The organism is Candidatus Eremiobacteraceae bacterium (genome assembly GCA_035710745.1).
Lineage (GTDB): Bacteria > Vulcanimicrobiota > Vulcanimicrobiia > Eremiobacterales > Eremiobacteraceae > JANWLL01.
The window spans coordinates 24459-49098 of sequence record DASTCX010000040.1 but is presented as its reverse complement, the minus strand read 5'-3'; the positions used below and the strand labels follow the sequence as shown (position 1 = coordinate 49098).

The following is a 24640-nucleotide window of genomic DNA, read 5'->3' as shown; positions in this document are numbered from 1 at the left end:
CCTATCGGGCTGCGCCGGAAGTTCGACGTTGCCAGGATCGGGATCGGCGGCGTCAAGGTCGGCCGCGATGCCCGCCGAGCCGACGATGAGCATCGCCCGGACGCTTCCCCACAAGGACGTGCTTTACGTATCCGACATCCTCGACAGCCGGGTCGACATCTATCCGTTGAACACACAAGACCCATCGCCGATCGGCAGCATCGTACAGCGGGTATACATACCGACCGGCTTGGCTGTCGACGCGGCACACGATCTGCTCGTAGCGAACAACGAGACGCCGATCCCAGAAAACGGAGGCAAAGGACTACCGACGCACGTCAACGTTTATCCGCCGGGTAGCGACAGGTCGAGCGGATCGTATTGGCAAGGTGTGGACCATCCGACCGACGTCGCCGTCGGGGCCGACGGCACGGTGTACGTCGCGAACTTCGGCGATGGGTCGGTTTCTGAGTACGCCCCGGGTAGCATGACGCCGTCACAGCGTTTCCAACCCCCGAGCGGATCGGCGGTCGCGCTCGCGCTCGATGCTCAGAACAACTTGTACGTCGCATGCGCGACGTCGAATGCGGTCTTCGAGTTCGCGCCGGGCTCGACGCAAGGAACGAACCTCGGGCTCGTGCTCGGCGGCGAGCCGCACGGGATGGCGTTCGATGCGAGCGGTGACCTGATCGTCGCGGTCAGCACGGCGCCGAATTCCGGTTCCGTCGTCGACGTCTTCGCGCCCGGGAGCAAGACGCCGTCCAAGAAGATCACGGGGACCTTTCAGCCGTTCATGATCGCGCTCGACAAGTCGCAGCGTCACCTATACGTCGCAGATTTCGGCTCGGGTAATCACGACGGCGGGGTCTTCGAGTACACGTACCCCGCTGGCCGGCTCGTCACGAAGTATTCGAAAGGCGGAGCGAGCGGTGCGTACGGCGTCGGCATCTCGCCGCCGTCCGTGCCGTGAGCAGTTTCCCGTTCACATAAAAAAGCCGAGCTTCGCTCGGCCTACTAAATCCCTTATTGTAAGGTCGCGGCGGTCGAGATGAATCTCGACCGCTCCCTTTCCACAAAGAGCTAGTATTCGGCGTAGGAGATGACTTTGACGAGACCCGCCAGCGGCCGCACGGGCGGGATGACCGTCGGATCGTACGTGAACGAGCCGCTGTCGCCGCCGTCGAACGTCAACGTGCCGAGCGTCATGATCGCGCCCGTGAACGTCGAGTCACCCGCGAGCTTCGTGCCGCCCTTCACTTCGAGGTACGCGGCGGTCGCGCCGTTGCCGTCGATGATCGCCGTGCCGTTGACGACGAGTTCGCTCGGCCGGCTTTGGAAGTTGAGACCGGCGCCGCCGTTTACGGTGAGGTTGCCGTTGACGATCACCGTCCATAAGCCGGTGAAGGTCGTCTGGCCGCTCGTGACTTTAAGCGGCCCGTCGTAGAACAAGACGCAGCTGTGCGAAGCGCCGCACGTATACGTCGGGTCGAGCGCGCTGCCTTTGGTTTGATAGAAATCGTCCGGGTTCGCGCCGGATTGCGCTTGGTTCTTCATGCTCGCGACCATATAGTCGAACTGGCTCACCATCGGCAGCGAGATCATCGACGCGTGCGTCGTGCCGGGCGGTATCGTGTTCGTCTCACCGCCCGCTTCTGCACGTCCTTGGAATGCCGCTGGTACGTCGGCCCGGATCGACTCGTTCGCATGGAGGGTGATAGCGTTTCCCCCACCGGTGGCGAACGGCGCCTGATAGCTTCCCTGAATGTTCAAACCGGTGAGCGCGGCGTAGTGAGGGTAGGAAAGAGAACCGATCTCAACCGTCACCGCGGCCTCGAGCACGGTCGGCCGCTCGCCCCTGGGTCCGGTGCCGACGCTCACGATGACGGCGCCGAGCGCCGGAATGGCGATCGTGTTGCCGCCTTGCGGCTGCGAGAGCGTTTGCAGCAGGCCGCCGAGCGTCGTGAGTACGGAATTGAGCAGACCCTGCGCGGGGTCGGTAATCGTCTGCGGTTGCCCGCCGAGGAGATTCGGATAGATCGCGTATGTGTACTTGAATCCGTTCGACAGCGTCGCGGAGCGCGATCCGGTGTTCAGAAGCGACGTATCGAGCGCATCGAGCGCCGCGTTGAGCCCTGCTTCGGAGGCGTCGAACGATTCGTTTTTCACTTCCGTCTGGCGCGCGTCGCTGGCCGCTTGATCGGCGCTAGCGAGGACGAGCGTCGCGACGAGCGCGAGAATCGATACGATGACGAGCGCGTAGACGAGGAGGAAGCCTCGCTGACCCACACACCGCGTCGCTCGCATCGCGCTAGTTCCGCGCATACGCGTCGCCTTGGACGGAGAGCTGACTCGACAAATCGTCGGGATTTTCGAGGGCGGTGAGACGCAGCGCCACGTGATCCTTTGTCACGTCGGCGTAGGATTGAAGGCTCAAGATATCGTCGGCGACGCGGTCCGGTGCAGTTGCTGCAAGAGCGGCTGAGACCGCTTGCGCCGCGTCGGAGTTGAGGACCAATGGTTCCGCGTTCAAGGAGACCGATGCGGGCTCGAAGGCGAGGTACATCGAGTCGGCGCCGTCCGTGCCCGCTGCGAGCCAATAGATCTTGAAGCCCGTCCACAAAGGATGCCCGGTGGAATCCCAGCGTGTCGGACCGCTCCCGTCCGATTCCGCGGTGAGAATGGCGAGCGCCGGCGCATCGGTCGGCGAGCTGTACGTCGATGCTTGCGTGCACGTTATCGCGTTGTTCGCGTTCGCGCACACGAAGATGCCGTTCGTGTCGCTTTGCCTGACGTCGCGCTGCAGCCGGTACAACGTCGCATCGACGACTTGGATCTCACTGGTCGACGACTGCTCGATGGTTTGCGCGGTGAGGATCGGCTTGCACAACCCGATGACGAGGCCGATCGCCGACATGCCGATCGCGGCGGCGATGAGGATCTCCGGAATCGAGATGCCGCGGCTAGAAGCCGGCTTGCGAGGTGATATAGCTCTCAACCTTGACCTTTTGCGTCGGCCCGTTATCGGCGGACCATTGGACGTTCACCGAGCAATCGAAGCTGAACAGCGAGCGCGACGTGCACGACGGAGTCAACGTCAGCGCGACAGGCACCGGCGCCGTTCCATCGGATGAAAACGAGGGCGGAACCACGCTGACCGTGGGTGCGGGCGGCAGATTCGTATCGACGCCCGAGGACTGTATGTATTGGCGGATGTCGTCGAGATATTCTTGACCGGCGGAGACCGCTTGGACGCGCACCGAGTCTTGAGCCGTGAATCCGTACGCCGCGGGGATCGCGCCGACGAGCATGAGGATGCCGATGAGCAGCACGACCATGCCGACCATCGCTTCGATGAGGCTCAGACCACGGGACCGCATATCACTAAGATTATACAGCGGTGTGTGCGTTACAAAAGTCATGTAACTTCGGGCCGGCGGTTCCGTCAAATAGGAGATGAGACCTAAGGGGATAGGCATCACGCGCGAGGTCGTCGGTGTGACGGCGCTCACAGTAGCGGCGGCGTGCGTCGCGTTCGTCGTCGTAGCGCACTCGGTCGGCATCGAGCGCTCTGCCCAACGTGATGCTGACATCACGCGCGCGCGGATCGCCGCGGCGAACGATGCGCTCGGTTATTCCGCGCGTGTCGGCAGCGCCGCCGCAGGAGCGATCACCGGTCAAGCCTCCGCGGCCATCGCGCAATCGTTTGCCGATCTGCATGCGGCCGACGCCGTGCCGAGCGTCTCCTTTGGTCTCGACGAAGCGGACGCAGCGCGGCTCGCCGGCCTGAGGCAGGAGACCAGCGGCGCCGCTCAAGACATGTTCGCTTCGGCCGGCGATCTGCTGGCAGCGGTCTCGTCCTCTCGAACGGACGATTTAGCGCCGCTCATCGGCGGGTTCGCGTCGCGCGAGAGCGCATACACGGACGCCCTTGCTGCGGAGGCCTCGTTTTATGACGATGCCGCCGAGCGAGCTATGATCGCCGTGCGCGCTGAGTCGACGGCGTCCGGCGCCGTCGTGTTTTTGATCCTTGGGATCGGCATCGGCTTCGTCATCATTCCCGCGCAGCGACGCGCATTGCGTACGGCGGAGTCGGCGATCCGTTCGGAAGAGCAGCAAGCGCGGATAGGTTCGGAGGTGGCGCGGCACGTCGCAGAGCGCGACCGGCGAGAAGCCGAAGCGCAGTTCCAGGCGCTCTTCCGGCGTTCGGTCATCGGCGTCGCGCTGACCGATGCGCGAGGGTGGATCCTGGAATCGAACGAGGCGCTCCAACGCATGCTTGGGTTCTCGGAGCGAGAACTCCACGGGTCGTCGTACGGCGAGTGGGCGATCGACGGCGACACGGGCGCGGAGGCGGGTGCGGTCGGCGAACGTCGCGAGCGCCTGTTTCGACGCAAGAACGGCTCGACGCTATGGGTGGAACAGACATCGACGATCGCACCCGCGAACGCGGACGGCGCGCCGCCGGGAACGATCTGGATGGTGCAAGATATCGAGAAGCGCAAGAACGCGGAACGACGTCTGCAGCACGACGCGACCCACGACCGATTGACGGGTCTGCGCAACCGGGGCTATTTCGACGAGATCGTCGACGCGGCCGTGCACAAATGTTCTGCGGGTACCGCGCCGGGGTTTGCGGTCTTCATGGTCGATCTCGACAGTTTCAAATATGTGAACGACACGCACGGTCACGCGGCCGGCGACGCGCTGTTGACGCACGTCGGCGAACGCTTACGGACGTGGGCGTCAAACGATCACATCGTCGCCCGCTACGGCGGCGACGAGTTCGCGGTGTTCCTACCTGAGGTCGCGGAGGCCGGGCAGGCGTTCGACCACGCAGCGAGGCTCGAACGCGCGCTCGACGCGTCGACGTTGGTCGGCGGCGCGGAAATGCGGGCGACGGCGAGCATCGGCATCTGTCTGTGGAGCGATCATTTCGCGGACGGCGATGCGCTGATGCGAGCAGCCGATGCCGCCACGTACCGTGCCAAAGCGACGGGCCGTGCGCGCGCGGTGCTATACGATTCGGCCATGGCGCAGCACGACGATCTACGGCGGCGTATCGGCATCGAGTTGCACAACGCGATCGAGCGCGATGAACTGCGCCTCGAATTCCAGCCGATCGTGTCGCTGCCGCGTCGCACGTGCGTCGGCTTCGAGGCACTCGCGCGCTGGACGCACCCGACCCTCGGGCGCATCGCGCCGTCGATCTTCATCCCCGTCGCAGAGGAGGTCGGGCTCATGCGATCGATCGGTGCGTGGGCGGTCCGTTCGGCGTGTTCGCAGCTCGCGCGCTGGCAGCGCGACGCGCGGGTGCCCGACGTCAAGCTCAACGTCAACGTCTCGACGCATCAGATGGCCGATCCATCATTCGTCGATTTCATCCATACATGCGTCGACGAGACCGGCGTCGACCCGCGGCGCCTCGGGCTCGAACTGACGGAGACCGCTATGCTCGATCGCAACGGCACCGCGAATGAGGCGCTCGCGAAGATCCGCGCGATGGGCATTCCTGTGGTCCTCGACGACTTCGGCACCGGATATTCGTCGCTCAGCTATCTCCAGCTGCTGCCGATGGACGCGCTGAAGATCGACCAATCATTCGTACGCAGCCCGCACGACGGGCTTGCGGCTCCGGCGATCGTCCATGCGCTGATATCGCTGTCGAAGTCACTCGGCATCTCGGTGGTCGCGGAAGGCGTGGAAACCGAACAACAAGCCGCGCACCTCGAGCGGATCGGGTGTCCGGCAGCTCAGGGATTCTTGTTCTCGAAATCGTTGAGCGCGGATGCGGCGCTCGAGTTCTTGTTGCGCAACAGCCGCACGGCAGACGCCGTCTAGACAAGCCGCGGCGGTCGACCGTAAAGGTCGACCGCTCCCTTTCAAAAACGCGATGTCGCGGCGGTCGACCGTAAAGGTCGACCGCTCCACCTGTTAAGAACAGGGCGTGGTGATCGAGATCCGGCTGCTCGGCCATCCACAGTTCCTCGCGGACGGCGACGCGATCAAGCTCCCGAACCGCGGAGTGACCATACCACTCGCCGCTTACCTCTTGCTGAGCCGCTCGGAGCCGGTCTCGCGCAACGTGCTCGCTTTCACGCTGTGGGCCGACGAGTCGGAAACCCGAGCGCTCTCCGAGTTGCGCCGTTACGTCTACCTCCTGAACAAGGCCCTGCCGGCACGAGCAGACGGGGAGCCGTGGATCCTCGCGACCGAAGATCTTCTGCGCTGGAACGGCGACGGCGCGATGCGCTTCGACGTCGCGGAGTTCGAGCGCTTGTGCAAGACCTCGGAAAGTCAAGCCGACGCGGTCGCGCTTTACGCCGGCGATCTGCTCGAAGGATCCTACGAAGATTGGGTGGTCGCGCATCGCGAACGCCTTCGAAACGCGTATTTCGGCGCGCTCACAAGCCTCATCGCGAAGCATCGCGATGTCCGCGATTTCAAACGTGCGGCCGAATATGCGAGCCAGCTGCTCGCCGCCGACCCTTGGCGCGAGGACGTGGTGCGACTGCTCATGGCGTGCCGCTACGAGTACGGCGACGGCGCGGGGGCGCTGGCGGCCTTCGACTCGTTCGCGAAGCGGTTGCGCAGCGAACTTGGCGCCGAACCGATGCCTGAGACGCTCGTCGCGCGTGAAGCGATCGTGCGCAATGCTCCGCTGCCCGCTCAGCTGGCCGCTCCTCGACGCATAGACGAGAGCGCGACCAGCTCGCGACGGACGACCGAAGACGTCCTGCCCTTCGCCGGCCGCGAACTCGAACTCGAACAACTGCGCGCCGCGTGGGTGCGCGCCGCCCACGGCCACGGCGGCTTCGTGCTTGTCGGGGGTGCGGCCGGAATCGGCAAGTCGCGGCTCGTGGCCGAGCTCGCGACGAGCGTCGAGGCGGAGGGCGCGAGGATCTCGATCGGCTCGACGACGTACGACGAACGTCAGCCCTACGAAGGCATAGCCGACGCGCTCCGCTACAGTTTGCCGTTCGTCGCGTCGCTCGATCTCGATCCGCTCCGCGCATCGATCATCGCCCAGCTCGTTCCCGAGTTGGCGGTGTGGCGCGAAGGTCTGACGGACGCTTCGCCCGTGGATCCCGCACGGCAGCGACTGCGCCTACTCGACGCGATGAGCGAATGTATCGGCGCGATGGCGCGTCCGCGTCCGTTGCTCGTCATCATAGAGGACCTCCATTGGGCCGGTGCCGATACCGCCGCCGCGCTCGCCTTTTTGGCCCGTCGACTGTCGCGCTCTGCCGTGCTCTTGATCGGAACGTACCGGGATGAGGAGACCGGGCGCTCACACCCGCTTCGGTCGGTGATGCACGAGCTTCGCGCCGAAGGCGTCGTCCAGACGATCGCGCTCCGGCCGCTGTCGCTCGAAGCGGTCGAGCGGATCGTCGAGCAACTGCCGGTCGCGCTCGACGAACGCGCGAAGGTCGCGCGCCTCGGATACGAGCGAAGCGAGGGCAATCCGCTGTTCCTCACCGAGGCGCTGCGTGGCGGAGCCGACGCGTGGGGGAATAGCGTCGTCTTGCAGTCGCTCATCGCGTCGCGCGTCGCGACGCTCAGCGAGCACGGGCGGGATATCGCCGAGCTCGCAGCGGTCGCGGGCCATGGTTTCGAGGTGGACCTTGTCCGCGACGTCGCGGGCATCGACGAAAGCAAGGTGCTCGACGGCGTCTACGAATTGATGGATCGTCACTTGGTGCGTGAAGCCGGCGCGCGCGGCCGCTACGACTTCGTCTTCACGCACCACCTCATCCACGCTGCGATCTATGAGGGCATCGATGCGGATGTGCGAGCGCGGCGACACCGGCGGATCGCACAGATCTTGAGCGAGCGGTCACAAGGCAGCGAGACGTTCGGCGCAGCCGATTTTGCGCTCCATCGCGAACGCGGTGGCGACCTTGCGGGCGCGGCAACGGCGTACGTCGACGCCGGTCGCCACGCACTCCGCTTATTCGCGAGTGACGATGCCATCAGGCACGCGACGAAGGCGACGGATCTCTCCGAGGACGATACGGTCCGCGCGCAGGCGCTGCTCGTCCGCGAGCGGGCGCTCGGCCGTGCGGGTCGTCGCGAAGAACAGGCCCGCGACATCGAATCGCTGCATGGGCTGGCGACCGCCTTGACCGATGACGGCCTCGCATGGGAGACCATGCGACGGCGTGTGAACTTCGAGCGCGGTCAGGGCGACCGCGACCGGTACCGTGCCGCCGTGGTGGGGCTTGAAGAGCGCGCCGCACGATCCGGCGACGAGCGGAGGCACGCGGAGGCGCTGCTCGCACGCGCCGACTATCTCGTGCTCAACACGAGCCATGCGGAAGCGGAAGATCCCGCGATGCGCGCGCTCGACGCGTACGAGCAGCTCGGCGATGGCGCCGGGCAAATCGAAGCGCTCGCGCTGCTCGCGCAGATCGCGACGGTCGCAGGCGACTTCGACGGCTCGCGTCGCTTTCTGTCGTCGCTGCGCAAGCGCGCGGAGAACCTCGCGGACAAATCGCTCGTCCTGCGCGCGATCGCGACGGCGACGGTGACCGCGCTCCAGCGTCATCAGATCGACGACGCCGCCGAACTCGCTCGCGAAGGGCTCGCGCTCGCGCGATCGATAGGCGACAGGGAAGAAGAAGCTGACGCGCTCCAGCGGTTGGCCACGGTCGCGACGTGGCAAGCGGATTTCGACGGCGCGCGCCGGGCGTTCGCCGAATCAGCCGCCGCGATGGAGGCGATCGGCAACGCGCGCGGCCTGTCGCACGCGCTCGCCAACGAATTCGTCCTTTCCATGCGCCTCGGCTTGCTCGACGATGCAGCCCGATTGGGCCAGCGCGCGCTCGGCCTCGTCGAACGGACGCACGAGCGGCGGCCGCTCGCCGTGACGAAGGTGAACATGAGCCTGTCGAGCCTGCTCGGCGGCGACACGCAATCGGCGAAGCGGTTGGCGATCGAGGCGCTCGAGATCTCGCGCGAGATCAAGTTCCCGCTCTTCGAAGGGGCGGCGCTCTCGAATCTCGGGAACGCGGAGCGCGCAAGCGGAGACATCACGACGGGTCTCCGGCACCTCGAAGAAGGCTTGGCGCTGCGTAAGGCGGTGCTCGAGCCGGCCGACGTGCTCGACGATCAGTGCGATCTCGCGGTCGCCTATCTCCAAGCAGGCGACCTCAAGCGGGCCGTTGCTGTGGCCGACACGATGCTCGGGGTCGCGCAGTCGTCGAACGCAGGCAGCTTCTGGCCGCACTATTGCTGGTGGGTCGGAGCGCTCGTCAAACGCGCGACAGGCGACGAAACGGGCGCCCGAGAGCTGCTCGATCGGGCCGTTTCGGAGATGGCAGCCTTCGCGGGCCGGATCGCCGATCCGCAGACGCGGGCCGCCTTCCTTTCCTTACCCCTGTGCGTCGAGACGGTGGCGGCCGCCGACCGCGGCGAATGGCCCGCGTACGCTGGCGGCGCGCCCGTCGGCTATGGTGGGGCCAAGAAGCGCAAACAGCCGGCAGGCACGCGCCGCCGGACGCGCTGATCCACGGCTTTCGAGCGGAGCGGTCATTGGACAACGGCGACCAGCGGACAGAACACGTCTTCCTCGTTCGGATGTGGCGGGAGCGCGGCGGCGCCGATCCGCAGTGGCGCGGCTCGGTGCAGCACGTGGCGACAGGTCGCCGATTGTTCGTCGGAAGTGCCGCTGAAGTCGGCGACTTCATCTCGCTCCAATTGCGGTCGGACCCGAGCGTTCAGCGGCGATAAGCACGCGGCGCGCACGGCGCTCTGTTACCTTGTCGTCATGAAACACACGAAGCTTAGCCTGATCTGCCTCGCTATCGCCGCCGTTGTCGTTGGCATAGCATCGATCCCACCCGCTCGCGCGGCGATAGAGGATGCGATGTCGTGCGCGCAATCGGCGCCATGTCTGGAATGGGATAACACCGGTGGCGGGGATGCGGTCAAGGGCGTCTCTTCTAGGGGCAACGCGCTGCACGGGCAGACGAAGTTCAAGAGCGCCGGCAAAACCTCGGGAACGGCCGGCGTGCTCGGCGAGGATCTTTCGACCTCGGGAAATCTCGATTCAGGCGTGTCCGGCGTGTCGACGAATGGAGCGGGAGTCACCGGCACGTCATCGGCCTACAACGGGGTTCAGGGGTTCTCCTCAAGCGTCGGGAGCGGGGTCTACGGCCAGAGCAGCTCCGCTCCCGGCTTTGGCGTCGCCGGCCGCAACACGGCGACCTCGCACGACAACAACGGTGCGGGCGTGCTCGCGGACGGCGGTTCCAGCGATGACGGGTTGCACGCGTTCGGCAACGGTGCGAACGCGAACGGCGTCTACGCGTTCTCGCAGACCGGTTCGGCGCTCGCCCTTAACGTCGGATCGACCGACCTAGCGCCGACACTTTCGATCAATGACACGGGCAAGGTCATCAACGACGCGATCTCAGTCCAAGGCACGTCGGGGAACATCTTCTATCTTCAGGACTCAGGGACCGCCGCGTTCTCCGGCGAGCTGTTCGCCGGATCACTGAATGCCGGCGCCGTGCAAAGCACCTCGATCGCAAACTCCGGGGTGTTGGACGATTACGGTCCCTCCAATGCCGCTGCGCTGTATGTGACGAGCCCGGACAGCAACGCGGCGTGGCTCATCAGCTACGACAACACGAACGTGCCGACCGTCTACGTCCAAGGGGCCGAGGGCTCAAACGGCTTCGAACAGGATGTCTTCGACGTCGGCCACGCCGGGTTTACGGATTTGAGAGTCACGACGTACGGCAACATGTACCTCCAGGGTCACTTGTTTACCGTCGGGTCGTGCCATACCGGTTGTCTTCAAGGCGGCAAACAAGTGCGCTCGGTCGATGCGTATGCTTCATCCGAAGCAGAACCGACGATCGAGGACACAGGGGAAGCGACGCTCGTCGGAGGCGTGGCGCATGTGCAGCTCGATCCCAAGTTCGCGAATGTCATCGACACGAATTCGGACTACGTCGTATTGATCACGCCGGAAGGCGATTGCCGAGGCCTCTACGTCGCCGATCGCCGCTCGGACGGCTTCGTCGTACGCGAACTTCAGGGCGGTCATGCGACGCTCGGGTTCGCATATCGCATCGTCGCGAAGCGCTTCGGCGTGAGCGGGGCGCGGCTGCCGATGATGGATGTCCGTCCGGTCGCGATGCCGCCGGCGCCGCACGCCGTCCGTCGCGTGCTGAAAAGAGGTCACTGATGGGCAAACATCTACGAGCGCTGATCGCGACATGTGCCGCGCTCACGATCTGTGCGATCGTCACGGTCACGATACCGCCGGCGCGGGCGGCGATCGAGGGTGCGATGTCGTGTGCGCTCTCGACGCCCTGCTTGGAGTGGGATAACACGGGCTCGGGTGACGCTATCAAGGGCGTCTCGATGAAGGGCAACGCGCTGCACGGCCAGACGAAGTTCAAGAGCGCGGGAAAGACGGCCGGCAAGGCGGGCGTTCTCGGCGAGGATCTGAGCACGTCAGGCAACCTCGATTCCGGAGTGCTCGGCACCTCGACCTTTGGGGCCGGCGTGACCGGCACGTCGGCGTCGTACAATGCCGTGCAGGGCCTATCGGCGCTCTCCACCGGCGTCTATGGACAAACCGCGGGAGCGGGCGCCTTCGGTGTCGCCGGCCGCGACATAGCGACGACGCACGACAACAACGGCGCGGGCGTGCTCGCCGACGGCGGTCCGGCGGACGACGGCCTTCACGCGTTCGGCAACGGCACGAGCGCGAACGGCATCTATGCCTTCTCGCAAAGCGCGTCGTCGATCGTGACGAATCAGGGCCCGAACGACTCGGCGTCTTCGCTCGTCGTCCAGCATACATCGGGGCCGACGAACCTGCTCATCGAAGGAGTCGGGCCTTCAGGAGACGTTTTCCAAGTGTCGAGCACCGGCGCGGGGCTTCTGAGCGGCAACCTGATCGTGGGGAAAATCAGCGATCAGGGCACCCTGAGCGCATTGGGGAGCATAGAGGGCGGGAACGGGCTGCGGATAGATTCCGGAACGGTGACCTTCTCAGCCGCACCGGGAGCCTCCCAAGTCCTCGACATTTTCTCGGGCACGTCGAACACGGGAACGGGCGTCTTGAACCTGGAGAATTCATCGGGCACCGCCGACTTCAACGTGACCGACGGCGGTGACATATTCATCGACGGGCTCATCCATACGCACGGCTCTTGTAATTCGGGCTGCATCATCGGTGGAAAGCGCGTCCACGATGTCGACGAGTACGCACCGATGGAGACCGAGCCGACGATCGAGGACAACGGTGAAGCGACTCTGATCGACGGAGTCGCGAACGTCGCGCTTGATCCGAAATTCGTCAACGTCATCGATCCGGCGAGCGAGTACCTCGTGGCGGTGACGCCGGAAGGCGACTGCGAGGGGCTTTTCGTCGCGACTCGCGGGCCGAACGGGTTCATCGTGCGCGAGCTGCGGCATGGGCATCACAGCCTGAGCTTCGAATACCGGATCGTCGCGAAGCGGACTGGCGTCGACGCGCCGCGGTTGCCGATGACGAACGTCACGAGGATGGCGCCGCCGGAACGTATGCATCCACACACGTCGCGACCCGGAGCGATATGAACGAAAAAAAGGCCGAGCATTCGCCCGGCCTACTACATTAAGTGAGGCGAGGCCGCGGCGGTCGAGCTAAAGCTCGACCGCTACAGTCATTGTCGGGATCGTTGGTTAGAACTTGGTTGCGCCGAGTTCTGAGGCCCAGTCGCCGTTGGACGGCGAATACTCAGACGCCATCCAGATGCGATTCGTCGTAGTTCCCTCGTAGCTCGACGCTTCGTAGTCGCCCCAGCGTCCGTCGAACGTGGCCGTGATGCCCATCCGAAGGAGGCGGGGATTCTCCAGCGTGCCGAGCGCGTCGGCGTGCCGGCGGCCCGCGTAGTAGATCGACGGGTTGAGCGTGCTGCTCATCGAGTCGAAGACCATGGCCATGTTGCCGGCCTTGTCGGGCATCGGCGCGCCGAACGACGCGTCGCGGTCGCCCGTGAACGACAACACGCCGTTCTGCGCCATCGTCGCGGCGGTCAGCGATGTTCCGCTGAACGTCGGCGTGATCTCGCCCCACATGACGCCGGGAACCGTACCGCCCGAACCGTTATTCGCACCGGTGCCCAGAGCGAACCAGATGTTGCCTTTCGTGTACACCGGCGTCGCCGAGATGCGCGTATCGAGCGTCTCAACGCACTGCGAACAGCCGGGTTCGTCCGCGTTCGGCGGATACGAGTAGTTCATCGACGTCGCCGTTTGCATCGTGAGCGACGGGTTCGTCAGAGCGTGCGCCATCGCGAGCACGTTGATGCCGGTGCAGGCGCTCGAGCAGTCGGAGTCCATGTTGAACGAGCTGACGAACAACTCGGCGGGTGCCGAGCGCCCTTCCGCGACAACCGGCTGGACGGTGTCGAGCAGCGTCGACCCGACCTTGATATCCTTCAGTCCGTGCGCGGTGACGGTCGAACCGGCTTCCATACCTGCCTTGCTCGCGGCGAAGATCTCGTCGTACAGATAGGCCGATCCGAACTTGTTGAACATATTTCCGCCGAAATAGAATGCCCGCTTATCGAGACCGATCTGCGTGTAGTCAGCCGCATTTTGCGCGCCGAACGTCATGTCGAACGCGTAGACGTTCCACGTGCCGTTCGGGTCGGTTGTTTGCGTGACCGCCACCCAATAGAGCGACTGAAGCGGGCAGTTGTTGATACCGAACGCGCCCTCGACTTGGAGCATGGCTACCCAGTAGTGGCCGTCCGTGGGATCGTAGATGGCGCGGGGATCGCTCGTGAACGGACCGTTCGGATCGCACGAACCTGGGTTCGGAACGTTGAAAAATACTTGCGAATTTTTCGGCCAGCCGGGCTGGATCGCGCCGGTCGGGTCGTAGACGGCCACCGACGTGTTGACCGCTTGGACTTCGAAACTTGACGACGCTGCGACGGCCATGTCGGGCGGCTCGCAACCGCCGAAATACTGGCAGATGCTCGCGGAGTCGGCCATGCCGTCGAACTTCACGCTCGCCGGTGGCGTGTTCGGCATCAGATCGTAGTTGCCGGGGAACGCGTGCACGTCGTACGGCGCCATCGGATTGTGCCGCGCTGCCTCTTTGCGCAGATACCACGTCGCCGGGCTGACGCCGACGAGGAACGGCATCTCGCCCTCGCGAGTCATCGGGATGTACTTCGCCTGCGGGGCGAACCGCATGTTGACCTGATGCATGTAGACGAGCCGTCCGATGACGGGCTGCGCTGTGACGGTCGGGTTAAACGCAAGCGCGGAGTGCGACGCAGTCGCAAGCAACGCAACGACGAACGCTAGTGTGAACGCGATGCGACACAAGAAGCTCAGGGGCTTCATCAAGTTCGATCCTCCTCAAGATCCGAAGCGACTAGGCGACGCCCAGTTGAGTCGTGTCTTAATGAAGCGAGGAGGAAGGCACTTGCGACCAATGGCCTAGGTCTCGAACAGCGCCGTCAGAAATCTAGACGTGCCGACACTTCCTCCAATGAGCGTTTCATGGACAAGCGATTCACCGCGATCTTGCGCAAATCGCCCGCAAAGGGCGGCTGGACATACGTCGTCATGCCAGGTTCAGCGACGTTCTTCGGCACGCGGGGACTGCCGCTTACGGCGCGACGCGAAAGATGACGCCGCAGCCGGGACCGTAGTACGAGCACGTTCCCTTACCGCCGGCGTACGTCGTGCCATATAGGAATCCGTCGCGTCCTCGGGTCAGCTGGTCGTTTGGCATGTCGCCATCCGCACCGCCGCTAAAGCGGTAAAGAATCGACTCCGTCCAAGATCCGCCCTGCATGCCGGGCGGCGACAAGCGGTAGACCGCGCCGGCGTTGATGTTGTTGCCAGATGTCGTGCCGAAGAGAGAGCCACCGTTCCCTAAGACGACGCCACCCAGTGGGTCAAAGTCGCCATCGGCGCCGAGGCTCAAGACTATATTTTCGATCCACGGCGGACCGCTCTTATTCGGCTCGAGCTCGAACACGATGCCCTGGGTGTAGGCGCCGCCTGCCTGCGTCGTTCCGAAGAGATGACCGTTCGCGCCGAGCGTCAATTCGTTGTTCGGGAACCAGCCGTCGCTCTCGCCCTCGAAGCGGTGGAGTACGTCGTACTTTGACGTGCCGGGCATAAAGCGGTATACCGTGCCGCAATACGAGGGGAAATCGGGCGTGCACACGCCGTTCATGCCGAACCTGATCCCGTAGATGTTACCGCTACGATCCAAGACGAGTGATCGTCCAGGGGGCCGAGCGTTGCGCTGCCGATCGAATGCGTGGAGAACGTTTAGCTTGAGCGAACGGGTCCCAGGCGATAGGCTCGAAAGCGTGCCGCCTCCGGCAGATCCACCCTCGATAGTCGTCGCGTAGAATCCGCCACCAGCAGTCGGGAACAGCGCGTCGCCGATGTCGGGACTCGTACCGCCGTACTGGAAGGAGAAGAGGATGTACTCGGTCCACGGCTCGTTCTGCTCGATCGGTGGCACGAGTTCGTAGACGGCGCCGGCGTTGTGCGCGCCGCCGGAGTACGTCGTGCCGTAGACGTTGCCCTCAGGGTCGGCGAGGAAGATCGTCGGCGTCGGCTGGTAACCGTCGACACCGTCCGAATTGAAGGCGTGGATCGTCGTCTTCGTCCACTTGCCGCCCGGCGTCGAGGGTGGCGACAGTTCGAAGACCGTGCCGCAGCCCAGATAGCAATTCGTGTTCGGGCCTCCGAGGTAGGTCGTGCCGTAGAGATCACCCTCTGCGTCGGCGACGAGTCCGAGCGGCCCGAAACCGTCGGCGACGTTCGTAAAACGGTAGATCGCTTCTTCACGTGCGACCGCGGCGCTCGTGGTGGCGACGAAGGTGAGCCCCGCGGCCAAAGCGGCGATCGCCAAGCTGAAACTCGTGAACCTGTTCATGACTTGCGAGATTATACCACTCGACCCTGAAATTTGAGCCAGCGATTCGCAGTCCGACACTGACACACTTCTAGGCCGGGCCGAGTAGCAATTAGTATATGTGCGGCCTACTCGAGTGCGAGTCACTACTACTATATTTATAGTTGACAACGGCTATCCGGATTTGTTATCGTCTGTCATGAGGGAGTCGGAGGCGCGAAAATGCTCACTTTGCTCGTACCCGCCGTTCAGGCGCCACCGCCGCTCGACAGCAGTCATGGCGCGGCATCGTGGCCGGTCACCACGGCGATAACGCTGCCCTGGAACGTTCAGCACGACAAGCCTGCGACCGACTCGACCGCCGTGCGCGTTGTGACGGATGGGCATTATCTGTACGTGCGCTTCGATGCGGTCCAGCACGAGCCGATCATCGCAAACCAGCATAGCGATGACGTGGTCACCGGCGGAAGCAACATCGGGGGCGGAATCGCGTGGAGCGACGACGCCGTGTGGGTCGATCTGTGGCCGACCGGACCCGGCGGCTTCCAATACCAATTCGAAGCCAACCCGAACGGGTCGCACAACGAGGCTTCGAGCGAGAACACGGCGTTCGCGCCCCAATGGCAGTCACACGGCTGGACGAACGCGGACGGCTACACGGTGACGATGGCGATCCCGCTTGCCGTCGTCCACGGTGCGCATCAGGGCACGTGGCTCATGCAGTTCGCGCGCTACGTGCGCTCGACCGGCGAGCTCGACGTATGGGCGCACGACGCCACCCAAACGAATCCCGACGACGTATCTCGAGCAGGCGACGTCACTATGTCGCTCGTCGTCCGCCCGCCCTTGCCTAGCCCGCGCATCGGCCTTTACGGTCTCGATCGAGTTGCCAGCGGTTCTGTGAGCGGTTCGGGGTCGCACTTCGGCGCAGATTTCTCGGTGCCGGTCACGCAGACGGCATCCGTCTTCGGCACGATCCACCCGGATTTTTCGAACGTCGAGCTCGACCAGCAATCGATCTCGCCGACGGTGTATGCACGCGTCTTCGGCGAAGTCCGGCCGTTCTTCACGCAATCAGCGGGTTACTACAATAACTTCAACTGCGACGTCTGCGGCGGCTTCCACACGACGCTCTACACTCCGGCGATCCCGACGCCGCTCGACGGCTATGCGTTCGAAGGCCGCCAAGGGCTATTCGGGCTCGCCGGTTTCGACTCGATCGGCTCCGGCCGCACGGATGCCGCCGGCGCGCTGAACTACACGTCGCCCGACACGCATTGGAACGGTGCGTTCCAACACGTAGCGACCGATGTGCCCGGCACCATCGACGATTCGAACGAGGGCGGCGTGTCGTGGTTCAACGGCAGGAATTTCAGCGCTTACGCGAACTATGCGACTGAATCGGGCACGCTCGTGACCGACGCATCGCAGGCGAATTGGATCGACGCGGGCACCGGCTGGGGATCGCAGACCTTCGCGCTCTATGGAGCGGTCCGAAAGCTCGGCGATCAGTTCAATCCGCTCGATGGCTTCGATTCGCACCCGGGCATCGCGGGCTACGCGCTCTATTCCGCGCGCGTATGGTCGTTCGCGCCGCAAGATATCTTGACGTCGGCCGGCGTGAGCGTGTTCGGCGACCGCTATCAAGGCGTCACCGACGGCCAAGCGCAAAGCGACAACAGCGTGCTCCTCGATCTTCTGACGAAAAACACGATCGACGTGCAATTGTCCTCAGGCTCCGACTACTGGCGCTTTGGGACGGGGCCGACATCCGTGCTTGCGCCGATCTCGCAAAGCGCCGGCGTCAGCCTCACCTATCACAGCGGCATGCAGAACAACCTGAACAATTTCCCGACCCATGGGGCATCGTCGACGCCGACGTCGATCGCTTGGTACACCGGCCGCTACGGCGTCGGCACGCTCGACACGTGGTTCCGCAGCTCGACGCTCAAGGTCGGAGGCCGCGGCTCGCTGACGTTCACGGTCGACGACACCGCGCAGTGGATGCCGCAAGGTATCAACGACAACGTCCAATGGTTCGACGGCGCGGCGTATGCATACCAGGTCAGCTCGAGCTCGTCGTTCGCGCTCGGCTTGCGGCGCGTCATCGGCATCGCCCCCGTGCCGAACGGCGGCGGCAACTGCATCGGCGAATGTTCGAACGTCTCGGTCGCGTATCACCTGCGGACGCGTGACGAAGAGTTCTACCTCGCATACGGCGACCCGAACTCGCTCGTGACGGTGCCGCAGGCGATCTTGAAGGTGATCTTCTACGTGGGCGGCCAGAAGGGTACGTGACCGCCATCGCGGATCTTAATGGCCGCCGGCGATCCCCATGGATTGCGAGTCCGGCGACGGCTGCGAGTCGAACACCTGATAGTCTGCGCGGGCGACATCCGTCGAGCTCGTCTTCGCCGCTTGGACGCTGACGAGCAAGAACTCCAAGAGGGTTCCGACCATGAGCGACAAGACGACCATGCGAACGATGATGTTGAACAGGCGTACCCAGTCCGCCATGACCTTGTCTCGATAGGCCGCCGTAGCAAAAGACCTCACGTATGTATTATTGGCCCAGCAGCCCGGATATGACAGGGCCAGCGCTACCTGTGATAGTCAGATTCACATGTGGCTATCGACCTTCACGGGCTTCGTCGGAACTTCACACGATGTCCGCAACAAACACCGAACTGCCCGAAGTTCGCTCGTGCCGGCAGGCAGCGCGAAGGGCCACGTGGTAGAACGCGAGACATCTGGGCGAATAGCTTAGCGGTAGAGCACTCGCTTCACACGCGAGGGGTCGCAGGTTCGATCCCTGCTTCGCCCAAGTTTCGATGAACTATGTTGGCCGTCTACTGACCCGATCGCGCCGGGTGCAAGACTAACCTAACGACGCTCGAACTCCGGATGCCTGATGAGCAAGCGCGAGAAAAGCAAGTTCGCTGTCTCGGTCGCCGCGTGGATTGTCCGATTGGCGCTCGGCAGCGCGTTTCTAGTCTCCGTCGCCGATCGCTTCGGCGTGCTCGGCCCTCACGGTGCGAGAAACGTTTCTTGGGGAGACTGGCAGCACTTCGTCGCGTACGTCGCGATCCTCAATTGGTTCGTGCCCAGCGCCCTCGCTTCACCGCTCGCGATCGTCGACACGATAATCGAATCCGCCCTCGGCATAGCGCTGATGCTCGGGCTTTGGCCGAGACTGGCGGCCAGGGTCGCTGCGGGGTTACTCCTCGCTTTCGCGGTGACCATGACCGTCGCGCTCGGCATCGTCGCACCCGTGAGCTACGGCGTATTCTCTGCGTTCGGCGGTGCGCTGCTCCTAGCGACGGTCTCGGCGCCCGGATCGACCGCCTGGTCGCGCCGTACAATTTGAGCCGCACGAGCCTTCGGTTCTAGAGGTCCGGCCTGCGCTTCGACTAACTCTCGCGCATAAGCACGTCAACGGTTCGCGGACGGGCTCTTCGTGTTTTGAGCCCGGTCGCACGAGAGGAGGGTCCATGTCGCGCTTCAAGTACGCCGCCGCGTTCGCGGCACTGCTCGCGATCGTCGCTTCGATCGCGCTCTTCCACCGGCCGGCTCAGGTCGCTAGCGCAAGCATGATGTCGGCGTCGACGTCATCGCCGGTAGCCGGCTACACGCTCCATATCGATGCGAGTCAGCACTATACGGGCCACCCCGACGAGATCATCCACCACTGGTGCAAGACGTTCTCACCGTCGTTCATCGAGTGCCAGCTCTACGACTCGGACGGTCCGAACGGACACCTGGTCGGCGTCGAGACGATCGTACCGACGTCGGTGTGGAAGACGTACAGCGCGGACGAGCGCGCGAAATGGCACTACCATCGCGTCGAGATCCCGAAACTGAAGGTCGCGATGATGCCGGGTCTGACCAAGGAGCAGTCGCAGAAAGTCATCGCGTCGCTGCTCGAGACCTACGGGAAGGTCTGGATACTCTGGGATCCGCGGTCGACCGGCGGCAAGCCGACCGGCGATCCGACAATCACGATCCTCAAGTAAGGCGAGTCCGCGGCGGTCGAGCTAAAGCTCGACCGCTACAGACTCAGGAAAGGTCGCGGCGGTCGAGATTTATCTCGACCGCTCCCCTTATTCGCGCGTGTAGCGCGCGTCGTACGTCGTCCGCCACGTCGAACCGCCATCGAGTGAGATCTCGATGATCTGGTGGACCGCATTGTTGTCGATCGGCGTGAGCGTCGTGCGATCGAGGACGATTTTCGACCCAGGTGGTCCTGGCAAGATGCCCTGGAAACGGGTTCCCTTATCAGGATAGATCGCGATGAGACGCTTCATCTTAAGACCGCCGCGAACGGTAGCTTCATCGGTGACCCAGACCTGCGACCACGTCTTTTCGAACGGGTCGTAGTAGAAGAGACTCTTGCCCTTGCCGCCGCCGGCATCGCGCCAATCTTCGGTCACGGCACAGCCGTCGAGGATCTTCGTCACGACGTCGGTTCCGTCGTAGCGGCCGTCAACGGTGACGCGCCAAGTGCCGAGCCAAAAATCGAGCGTGTGGAAGCCAGGATCTTTGTCGCATGTCGCCGACGCCGGCGCGGATGGCTGCGCCGGCGCCGGAGACGCTTGAGCTGCGGCTAGCGCGAACACGGCGATGCCTGCAGCGATCGCGAACGTCGACGATCGCCTCAATGGGCGCGCACGTACGTACCGTCGAAGACGTTCTGCCACGTCTTTCCGTCGTCGGACGTAAAGTCCCAAACCTGCCGGACGTCGCCGTTCGCCTCGGGCGTCCAAACGATCCGGTCGGTGACGAGCTTGCCGGCGCGGTTGACGCGCTTGCCGCTGAGCACCATCTTGCCGTCGACGAGTCCGCCGTCGAGCCGCAATAACAGACCGGTGCTGTCGACCCACGTCTGGTGCCATTGCTTATCGCCGGCGTAGTAGATGTTGAAACTCGTGCCGGTCGAGCCATCAGTGCCTCGCCAGTGCTCTTGGAGAACGCACGAGCCTTGCTCGAGCGTGACGAGGTTGTGCCCGGCAGGCGTTCCCGATGCGGTGTCCTTGACGTTCCAATCGCCGATCCAGAAATCGAACTGCCGGTGCTCGGTCGACGTGCACGGGGCCGGGCTCGGTGCGGGTTGAGGGGATGCGGCAACAAGAGCGACGGCGACGGATACGGCGAGGGCAGCGGTCAACATCGTTACGATACTCCAAATCGAGGCGGAATACGACCCGCGGAGCAAGTATATCACGGCACAAATATGGATTATCACCAAATATACGCCATGAAATTGCCAATCGGTGGTTTGATTCACCATGAGTGACAAGATCGACAGCGAATTAATCCGTCTGCTTGCGACAGACGGGCGGATGTCGTTCCTCGAACTCGCGCGGCGCGCCAATCTTAGCCCGAATGCGACCGCGGAGCGCGTCCGCAAATTGCTACGCCGCGGGGTGATCAAGGGCTTCACGGCGATCGTCGATCAGACCGCGCTCGGCCGGCCGCTCATCGTCTATGTCGACATCCGGGTGAAACCCGGCGCCGATTCGTTGCGGCTTGAACAGACACTGCGCACGCTCGCAGGTGCGGTCGAATACACGACCGTGAGCGGGAACTACGATTATCAGGTGAAGCTCGCGTGCGCCGATCAGGACGATCTATTCAAGAAGATCGTCAAATTGCGGCTGCAGCCGGGTGTGCAGGAGACGCACACGCGGCTGATCCTCGGTGAGACGAAGCTCGGCGCCTAGTTCCCTTCGAGCTTGTTGATCTCGTCGGTGGCCTGCTTCGCGCTCTGGTCGTCGCCCGCGATCTGGTAGAGCTTGAGCGCGGCTTTCATATCAGTCAGCGCTGCGTCCTTGTCGCCGAGCTTCTCTTCGACGAGCCCACGCTCGTAGAAACCGTCACCGTCCTTCGGCTTGCGCTCGATGTACGTGCCGAAGTCGCTCTTCGCGGCCGCTAACTCGCCCGCGTCGCGATTGGCGAGCCCACGGTTGTAGAAGGCGACGGCGTCGTCTGGGTTGCGTTTTATGTACGTGTTCCAGTGCCCGATGGCATCGGCTGCCTTCCCGTCGTTGCGCTCAGCCCATGCGAGATAGAAGAGCCCATCATCGCTGTTCGGGTCGATGTCGAGCGCGCTCTTGCAGTCCTCGAGCGCTTGCGAGTATTTCTCGAGATTGTCGTAGGCGTGGCATCGCCCCGCATACGAGTTGACGAGCGTCGGATCGTTCTTGAGCGCGGTCGTGAAGTGCTTGACGGCTGCCGCATCGTTGCCTGTGTCGAGATCGAGATAGCCGAAACGGTCGTATGCGTAGCCGTCGCCCGGGTTGAGACCGATCGCCTTCGTGCAATCGGCTTTGGCGCCCGTGTAATCTTCGAGTTCGCGTCTCGTGTCGCAACGAGTCGCATAGCCGTACTGATAATTCGGATTGAGTTTCAGGGCGATGTTGTAGTCAGCGAGAGCGCCATGATGATCCCCGCGGACGTCTTTGATATCGCCGCGAAACGCGTAAGCCGAGGCTATGCTAGGATCGAGGGCGATCGCCTTGTTGCAATCGGCGAGCGCGGTATCTAGATGGTTGTCGTTGAACGCCGCTCTACAAGCCTTGACGAGCGACTCGGCCTTCGCCGATCCAGAATCGGAGCCCAGCATTAAGGATGCGACGAGCGTCGGAACGATCAAAGCGATCATCGATCACGCCTCCAAGCGAGAGCTGAACAGCGCCGTCGGTCGTTCGAAATGCCGAGCTCCGGTCGCCAGCCGTTCGTTTTCGAGCGTCTCGGTCGGGCGGCCTTCGCAGCGATGTGCAGGCGTGGCGCGCCGGTTCCGGCGAAGAATTTACGACCTTCCCGTCGCGACCATGCATGGATATGCATCGTCGGACGGCTTTTTGCGCGTGGCGCGATCTGCTAGCGTCCGGGCGCAAGACAAGGAGCCGACGTGACACCGCACATCCCCGTCTTCAACGGTTACAACACCGCTTTTATGCTGATCTGCGCGAGCCTCGTCATGCTCATGACGCCCGGTCTCGCGTTCTTCTATGGCGGCCTCGTCCAACGCAAGAATGTCCTGACGATCATGATCCAAAGCTTCATGTCGCTCGGGTGGACGACGGTCCTCTGGTACGCGTTCGGCTACTCTATGTGCTTCGGCCCCGATTGGCACGGGATCATCGGAGATCCGACCTACTACGCGTTCCTCAAGGGCGTGACGCTGCAGACGATGTTCACGGGGAACGATGCAGGTATCCCGCTCATCGTGCACATCGCGTATCAGATGATGTTCGCGATCATCACGCCTGCCCTCATCACCGGTGCGTTCGCAAACCGGGTCACGTTCAAGGCGTACTTCCTGTTCCTGACCGCGTGGCTCATCCTCGTATACTTCCCGTTCGTGCACATGCTCTGGAGCCCGCTCGGGTTGTTCGCGAAATGGGGCGTGCTCGATTTCGCCGGCGGCATCGTCGTCCACGCGTCCGCGGGTTTTGCGGCGCTCGCGTCGGTGCTCTACGTCGGTCGCCGTTCCGTGGTCGAAAACAGGCCGCACAACGTTCCGTTGATAGCGCTCGGTACGGGCCTGTTGTGGTTCGGATGGTACGGCTTCAACGCGGGCTCGGAGCTTCGCGTCGATCCCGTGACCGCATCTGCGTTCTTGAACACGGATATCGCGGCGTCGTTCGCAGCGGTGGCGTGGCTCATCGTCGAGTGGGTCCGCGGACGTCAGCCGAAGTTCGTCGGGCTATTGACCGGCGCCGTCGCGGGGCTTGCGACGATCACGCCGGCGGCCGGCTTCGTCTCGCCGACGACGGCCGTCATCTACGGCATCGTCTCGGGCCTCGTCTGCTATTACGCCGTCGCGCTGAAGAACCGGCTCGGCTGGGATGACGCGCTCGACGTCTGGGGCGTGCACGGCATCGGCGGTTCGCTCGGCATCATCCTACTGGGTGTGTTCGCGTCGACCGCGTGGAATCCGAACGGCGCTGATGGATTGCTGCTCGGCGGCGTCGGCTTCTTCGGCAAGCAGGTGACCGCTGCCGTCGTCTGCAGTCTGTGGGCGTTCGTATTCACCTACGCGATGTTGTGGCTCATCAACAAGATCACACCCGCGAAAGTGGATCCGGCGGCGGAAGAGCGGGGACTTGACGTCGAGCTGCACGGCGAAGAGGCGTATCCGTTCGGGCTCTGATCCGCCGCGTCGGATCTGGAGGTCAGTCGCTAGGAACTCGAGCCGACCCCGGCTCGAGTTCGGTCATTCGTGGAAGGCTTCGAGGGTAGGTCCCGTCGCCGTATTTCTTGTTCCACAGTGCGGCTCTGACCGCAAGGTACTCGAAGTTCTCGGCGACGGCGCCACCGTTGGTTTTGCGCGCGAGCACGATCGCCGGCGAGGCTCTCTTCCACGCGTTATATACTTGCGCCGAGATGATGTCGAGCAAGATCCGTTCGTCAATCAGGCCGTGCTTGGCGTACGTGCCGACCTGCTCCCAAAAGTCGAACACAAGCATCTCCGGATGCGCGCTTCGATCCATGCTGCCTTCGTTGGAATAATCGGCGCGAAAGTTCGGATCGGTCAGCTTCGCGGGTAAGTCGCTATGGAACCGCGCATATGCCTCGCGCAGCGCGGGCGCGTTCCACTGATCGAGGATCTCGAGCAGAGCGCTGAGCTGATTGCTTGCGCGCAGGTGTCGGAGTTGGACGACCGCGGCGACCGCCGTCGCGCCGATGACGATGAGGGTCGCGGCCGACAGTATGATCCCGATCCACTCAACCGACACGACAGTTCCTTTCCGATGGCGC

22 protein-coding genes and 1 tRNA gene are annotated in these 24640 nt (G+C 63.6%); 13 read left to right on the top strand and 10 right to left on the bottom strand.

What is annotated here, in order from left to right:
* The first annotated feature begins 67 nt into the window (after nt 1-67).
* Nucleotides 68-949, top strand: a complete 882-nt coding sequence (locus tag VFO25_13995; protein HET9344015.1) for a hypothetical protein — start codon at nt 68-70, stop codon at nt 947-949.
* Nucleotides 950-1059: 110 nt separating this feature from the next.
* Here VFO25_13995 and VFO25_13990 read toward each other — a convergent pair whose 3' ends face one another.
* The 3 genes from VFO25_13990 to VFO25_13980 are packed head-to-tail and all read right to left on the bottom strand — an operon-like array spanning nt 1060 to nt 3356.
* The gene (locus VFO25_13990; protein ID HET9344014.1) at nt 1060-2265 is read right to left on the bottom strand and encodes a hypothetical protein; all 1206 of its coding nucleotides are present in this window, start codon (nt 2263-2265) and stop codon (nt 1060-1062) included.
* 22 nt (nt 2266-2287) lie between these two features.
* Complete coding sequence (locus VFO25_13985; GenBank protein ID HET9344013.1) at nt 2288-2974, bottom strand: hypothetical protein; 687 nt, start codon at nt 2972-2974, stop codon at nt 2288-2290.
* On the bottom strand, nt 2940-3356 hold the full coding sequence (locus VFO25_13980; GenBank protein HET9344012.1) for a prepilin-type N-terminal cleavage/methylation domain-containing protein: 417 nt from the start codon (nt 3354-3356) through the stop codon (nt 2940-2942). Before VFO25_13980 ends, VFO25_13985 begins: the two co-directional genes overlap by 35 nt.
* Nucleotides 3357-3432: 76 nt before the next feature.
* Between VFO25_13980 and VFO25_13975 the strand changes: the two genes are divergently transcribed.
* From VFO25_13975 to VFO25_13955, 5 genes are all read left to right on the top strand, one after another.
* Nucleotides 3433-5817: a bifunctional diguanylate cyclase/phosphodiesterase gene (locus VFO25_13975; protein HET9344011.1), complete on the top strand. Its 2385-nt coding sequence runs from the start codon at nt 3433-3435 to the stop codon at nt 5815-5817.
* Nucleotides 5818-5923: 106 nt separating this feature from the next.
* A complete protein-coding gene (locus tag VFO25_13970) occupies nt 5924-9484 on the top strand; it encodes an AAA family ATPase (protein HET9344010.1) in 3561 nt (1186 codons plus the stop codon).
* A gap of 26 nt (nt 9485-9510) precedes the next feature.
* A complete protein-coding gene (locus VFO25_13965) occupies nt 9511-9708 on the top strand; it encodes a hypothetical protein (protein HET9344009.1) in 198 nt (65 codons plus the stop codon).
* 37 nt (nt 9709-9745) lie between these two features.
* Nucleotides 9746-11173: a hypothetical protein gene (locus tag VFO25_13960; protein HET9344008.1), complete on the top strand. Its 1428-nt coding sequence runs from the start codon at nt 9746-9748 to the stop codon at nt 11171-11173.
* A complete protein-coding gene (locus tag VFO25_13955; GenBank protein HET9344007.1) occupies nt 11173-12558 on the top strand; it encodes a hypothetical protein in 1386 nt (461 codons plus the stop codon). Before VFO25_13960 ends, VFO25_13955 begins: the two co-directional genes overlap by 1 nt.
* Before the next feature lie 105 nt (nt 12559-12663).
* Here VFO25_13955 and VFO25_13950 read toward each other — a convergent pair whose 3' ends face one another.
* Entirely contained in the window at nt 12664-14340 is a 1677-nt protein-coding gene (locus VFO25_13950; protein ID HET9344006.1) for a hypothetical protein, read from the bottom strand.
* A 159-nt stretch (nt 14341-14499) separates the two neighbouring features.
* Between VFO25_13950 and VFO25_13945 the strand changes: the two genes are divergently transcribed.
* The gene (locus VFO25_13945) at nt 14500-14631 is read left to right on the top strand and encodes a hypothetical protein (GenBank protein ID HET9344005.1); all 132 of its coding nucleotides are present in this window, start codon (nt 14500-14502) and stop codon (nt 14629-14631) included.
* Here the strand turns inward: VFO25_13945 and VFO25_13940 are convergent.
* Complete coding sequence (locus tag VFO25_13940; protein ID HET9344004.1) at nt 14609-15898, bottom strand: choice-of-anchor tandem repeat GloVer-containing protein; 1290 nt, start codon at nt 15896-15898, stop codon at nt 14609-14611. The genes VFO25_13945 and VFO25_13940 overlap by 23 nt on opposite strands.
* Before the next feature lie 201 nt (nt 15899-16099).
* Between VFO25_13940 and VFO25_13935 the strand changes: the two genes are divergently transcribed.
* Nucleotides 16100-18175, top strand: coding sequence for a hypothetical protein (locus VFO25_13935; GenBank protein HET9344003.1), 2076 nt, complete (start codon nt 16100-16102; stop codon nt 18173-18175).
* 15 nt (nt 18176-18190) lie between these two features.
* On the opposite strand, the gene VFO25_13930 is transcribed toward VFO25_13935, so the two are convergent.
* Nucleotides 18191-18394 (bottom strand): hypothetical protein, encoded by a 204-nt coding sequence (locus tag VFO25_13930; GenBank protein HET9344002.1) that lies wholly within the window; start codon nt 18392-18394, stop codon nt 18191-18193.
* A gap of 235 nt (nt 18395-18629) precedes the next feature.
* Between VFO25_13930 and VFO25_13925 the strand changes: the two genes are divergently transcribed.
* The 3 genes from VFO25_13925 to VFO25_13915 all read left to right on the top strand — a co-directional run bounded on the left by VFO25_13925 (nt 18630) and on the right by VFO25_13915 (nt 19890).
* Nucleotides 18630-18701: transfer RNA gene (locus VFO25_13925), tRNA-Val, on the top strand.
* A gap of 87 nt (nt 18702-18788) precedes the next feature.
* A complete protein-coding gene (locus VFO25_13920) occupies nt 18789-19244 on the top strand; it encodes a MauE/DoxX family redox-associated membrane protein (protein ID HET9344001.1) in 456 nt (151 codons plus the stop codon).
* Nucleotides 19245-19368: 124 nt separating this feature from the next.
* Nucleotides 19369-19890, top strand: a complete 522-nt coding sequence (locus VFO25_13915) for a DUF1264 domain-containing protein (protein ID HET9344000.1) — start codon at nt 19369-19371, stop codon at nt 19888-19890.
* 87 nt (nt 19891-19977) lie between these two features.
* Here the strand turns inward: VFO25_13915 and VFO25_13910 are convergent, their stop codons facing one another.
* Both VFO25_13910 and VFO25_13905 read right to left on the bottom strand, forming a co-directional pair.
* Nucleotides 19978-20535 carry a hypothetical protein gene (locus tag VFO25_13910; protein ID HET9343999.1) on the bottom strand — a complete coding sequence of 186 codons (558 nt, stop codon included), beginning with the start codon at nt 20533-20535 and terminating at the stop codon, nt 19978-19980.
* On the bottom strand, nt 20532-21044 hold the full coding sequence (locus VFO25_13905) for a hypothetical protein (protein ID HET9343998.1): 513 nt from the start codon (nt 21042-21044) through the stop codon (nt 20532-20534). Before VFO25_13905 ends, VFO25_13910 begins: the two co-directional genes overlap by 4 nt.
* Nucleotides 21045-21162: 118 nt before the next feature.
* Here VFO25_13905 and VFO25_13900 point away from each other — a divergent pair, with 118 nt between their 5' ends.
* Nucleotides 21163-21597 (top strand): Lrp/AsnC family transcriptional regulator, encoded by a 435-nt coding sequence (locus VFO25_13900; protein HET9343997.1) that lies wholly within the window; start codon nt 21163-21165, stop codon nt 21595-21597.
* On the opposite strand, the gene VFO25_13895 is transcribed toward VFO25_13900, so the two are convergent.
* Nucleotides 21594-22538 (bottom strand): tetratricopeptide repeat protein, encoded by a 945-nt coding sequence (locus tag VFO25_13895; GenBank protein HET9343996.1) that lies wholly within the window; start codon nt 22536-22538, stop codon nt 21594-21596. The two genes, VFO25_13900 and VFO25_13895, sit on opposite strands and share 4 nt — an antisense overlap.
* 249 nt (nt 22539-22787) lie before the next feature.
* Between VFO25_13895 and VFO25_13890 the strand changes: the two genes are divergently transcribed.
* Entirely contained in the window at nt 22788-24032 is a 1245-nt protein-coding gene (locus VFO25_13890) for an ammonium transporter (protein HET9343995.1), read from the top strand.
* Between the two features lie 22 nt (nt 24033-24054).
* Here the strand turns inward: VFO25_13890 and VFO25_13885 are convergent, their stop codons facing one another.
* Complete coding sequence (locus VFO25_13885) at nt 24055-24618, bottom strand: hypothetical protein (protein HET9343994.1); 564 nt, start codon at nt 24616-24618, stop codon at nt 24055-24057.
* Between the last annotated feature and the right edge of the window lie 22 nt (nt 24619-24640).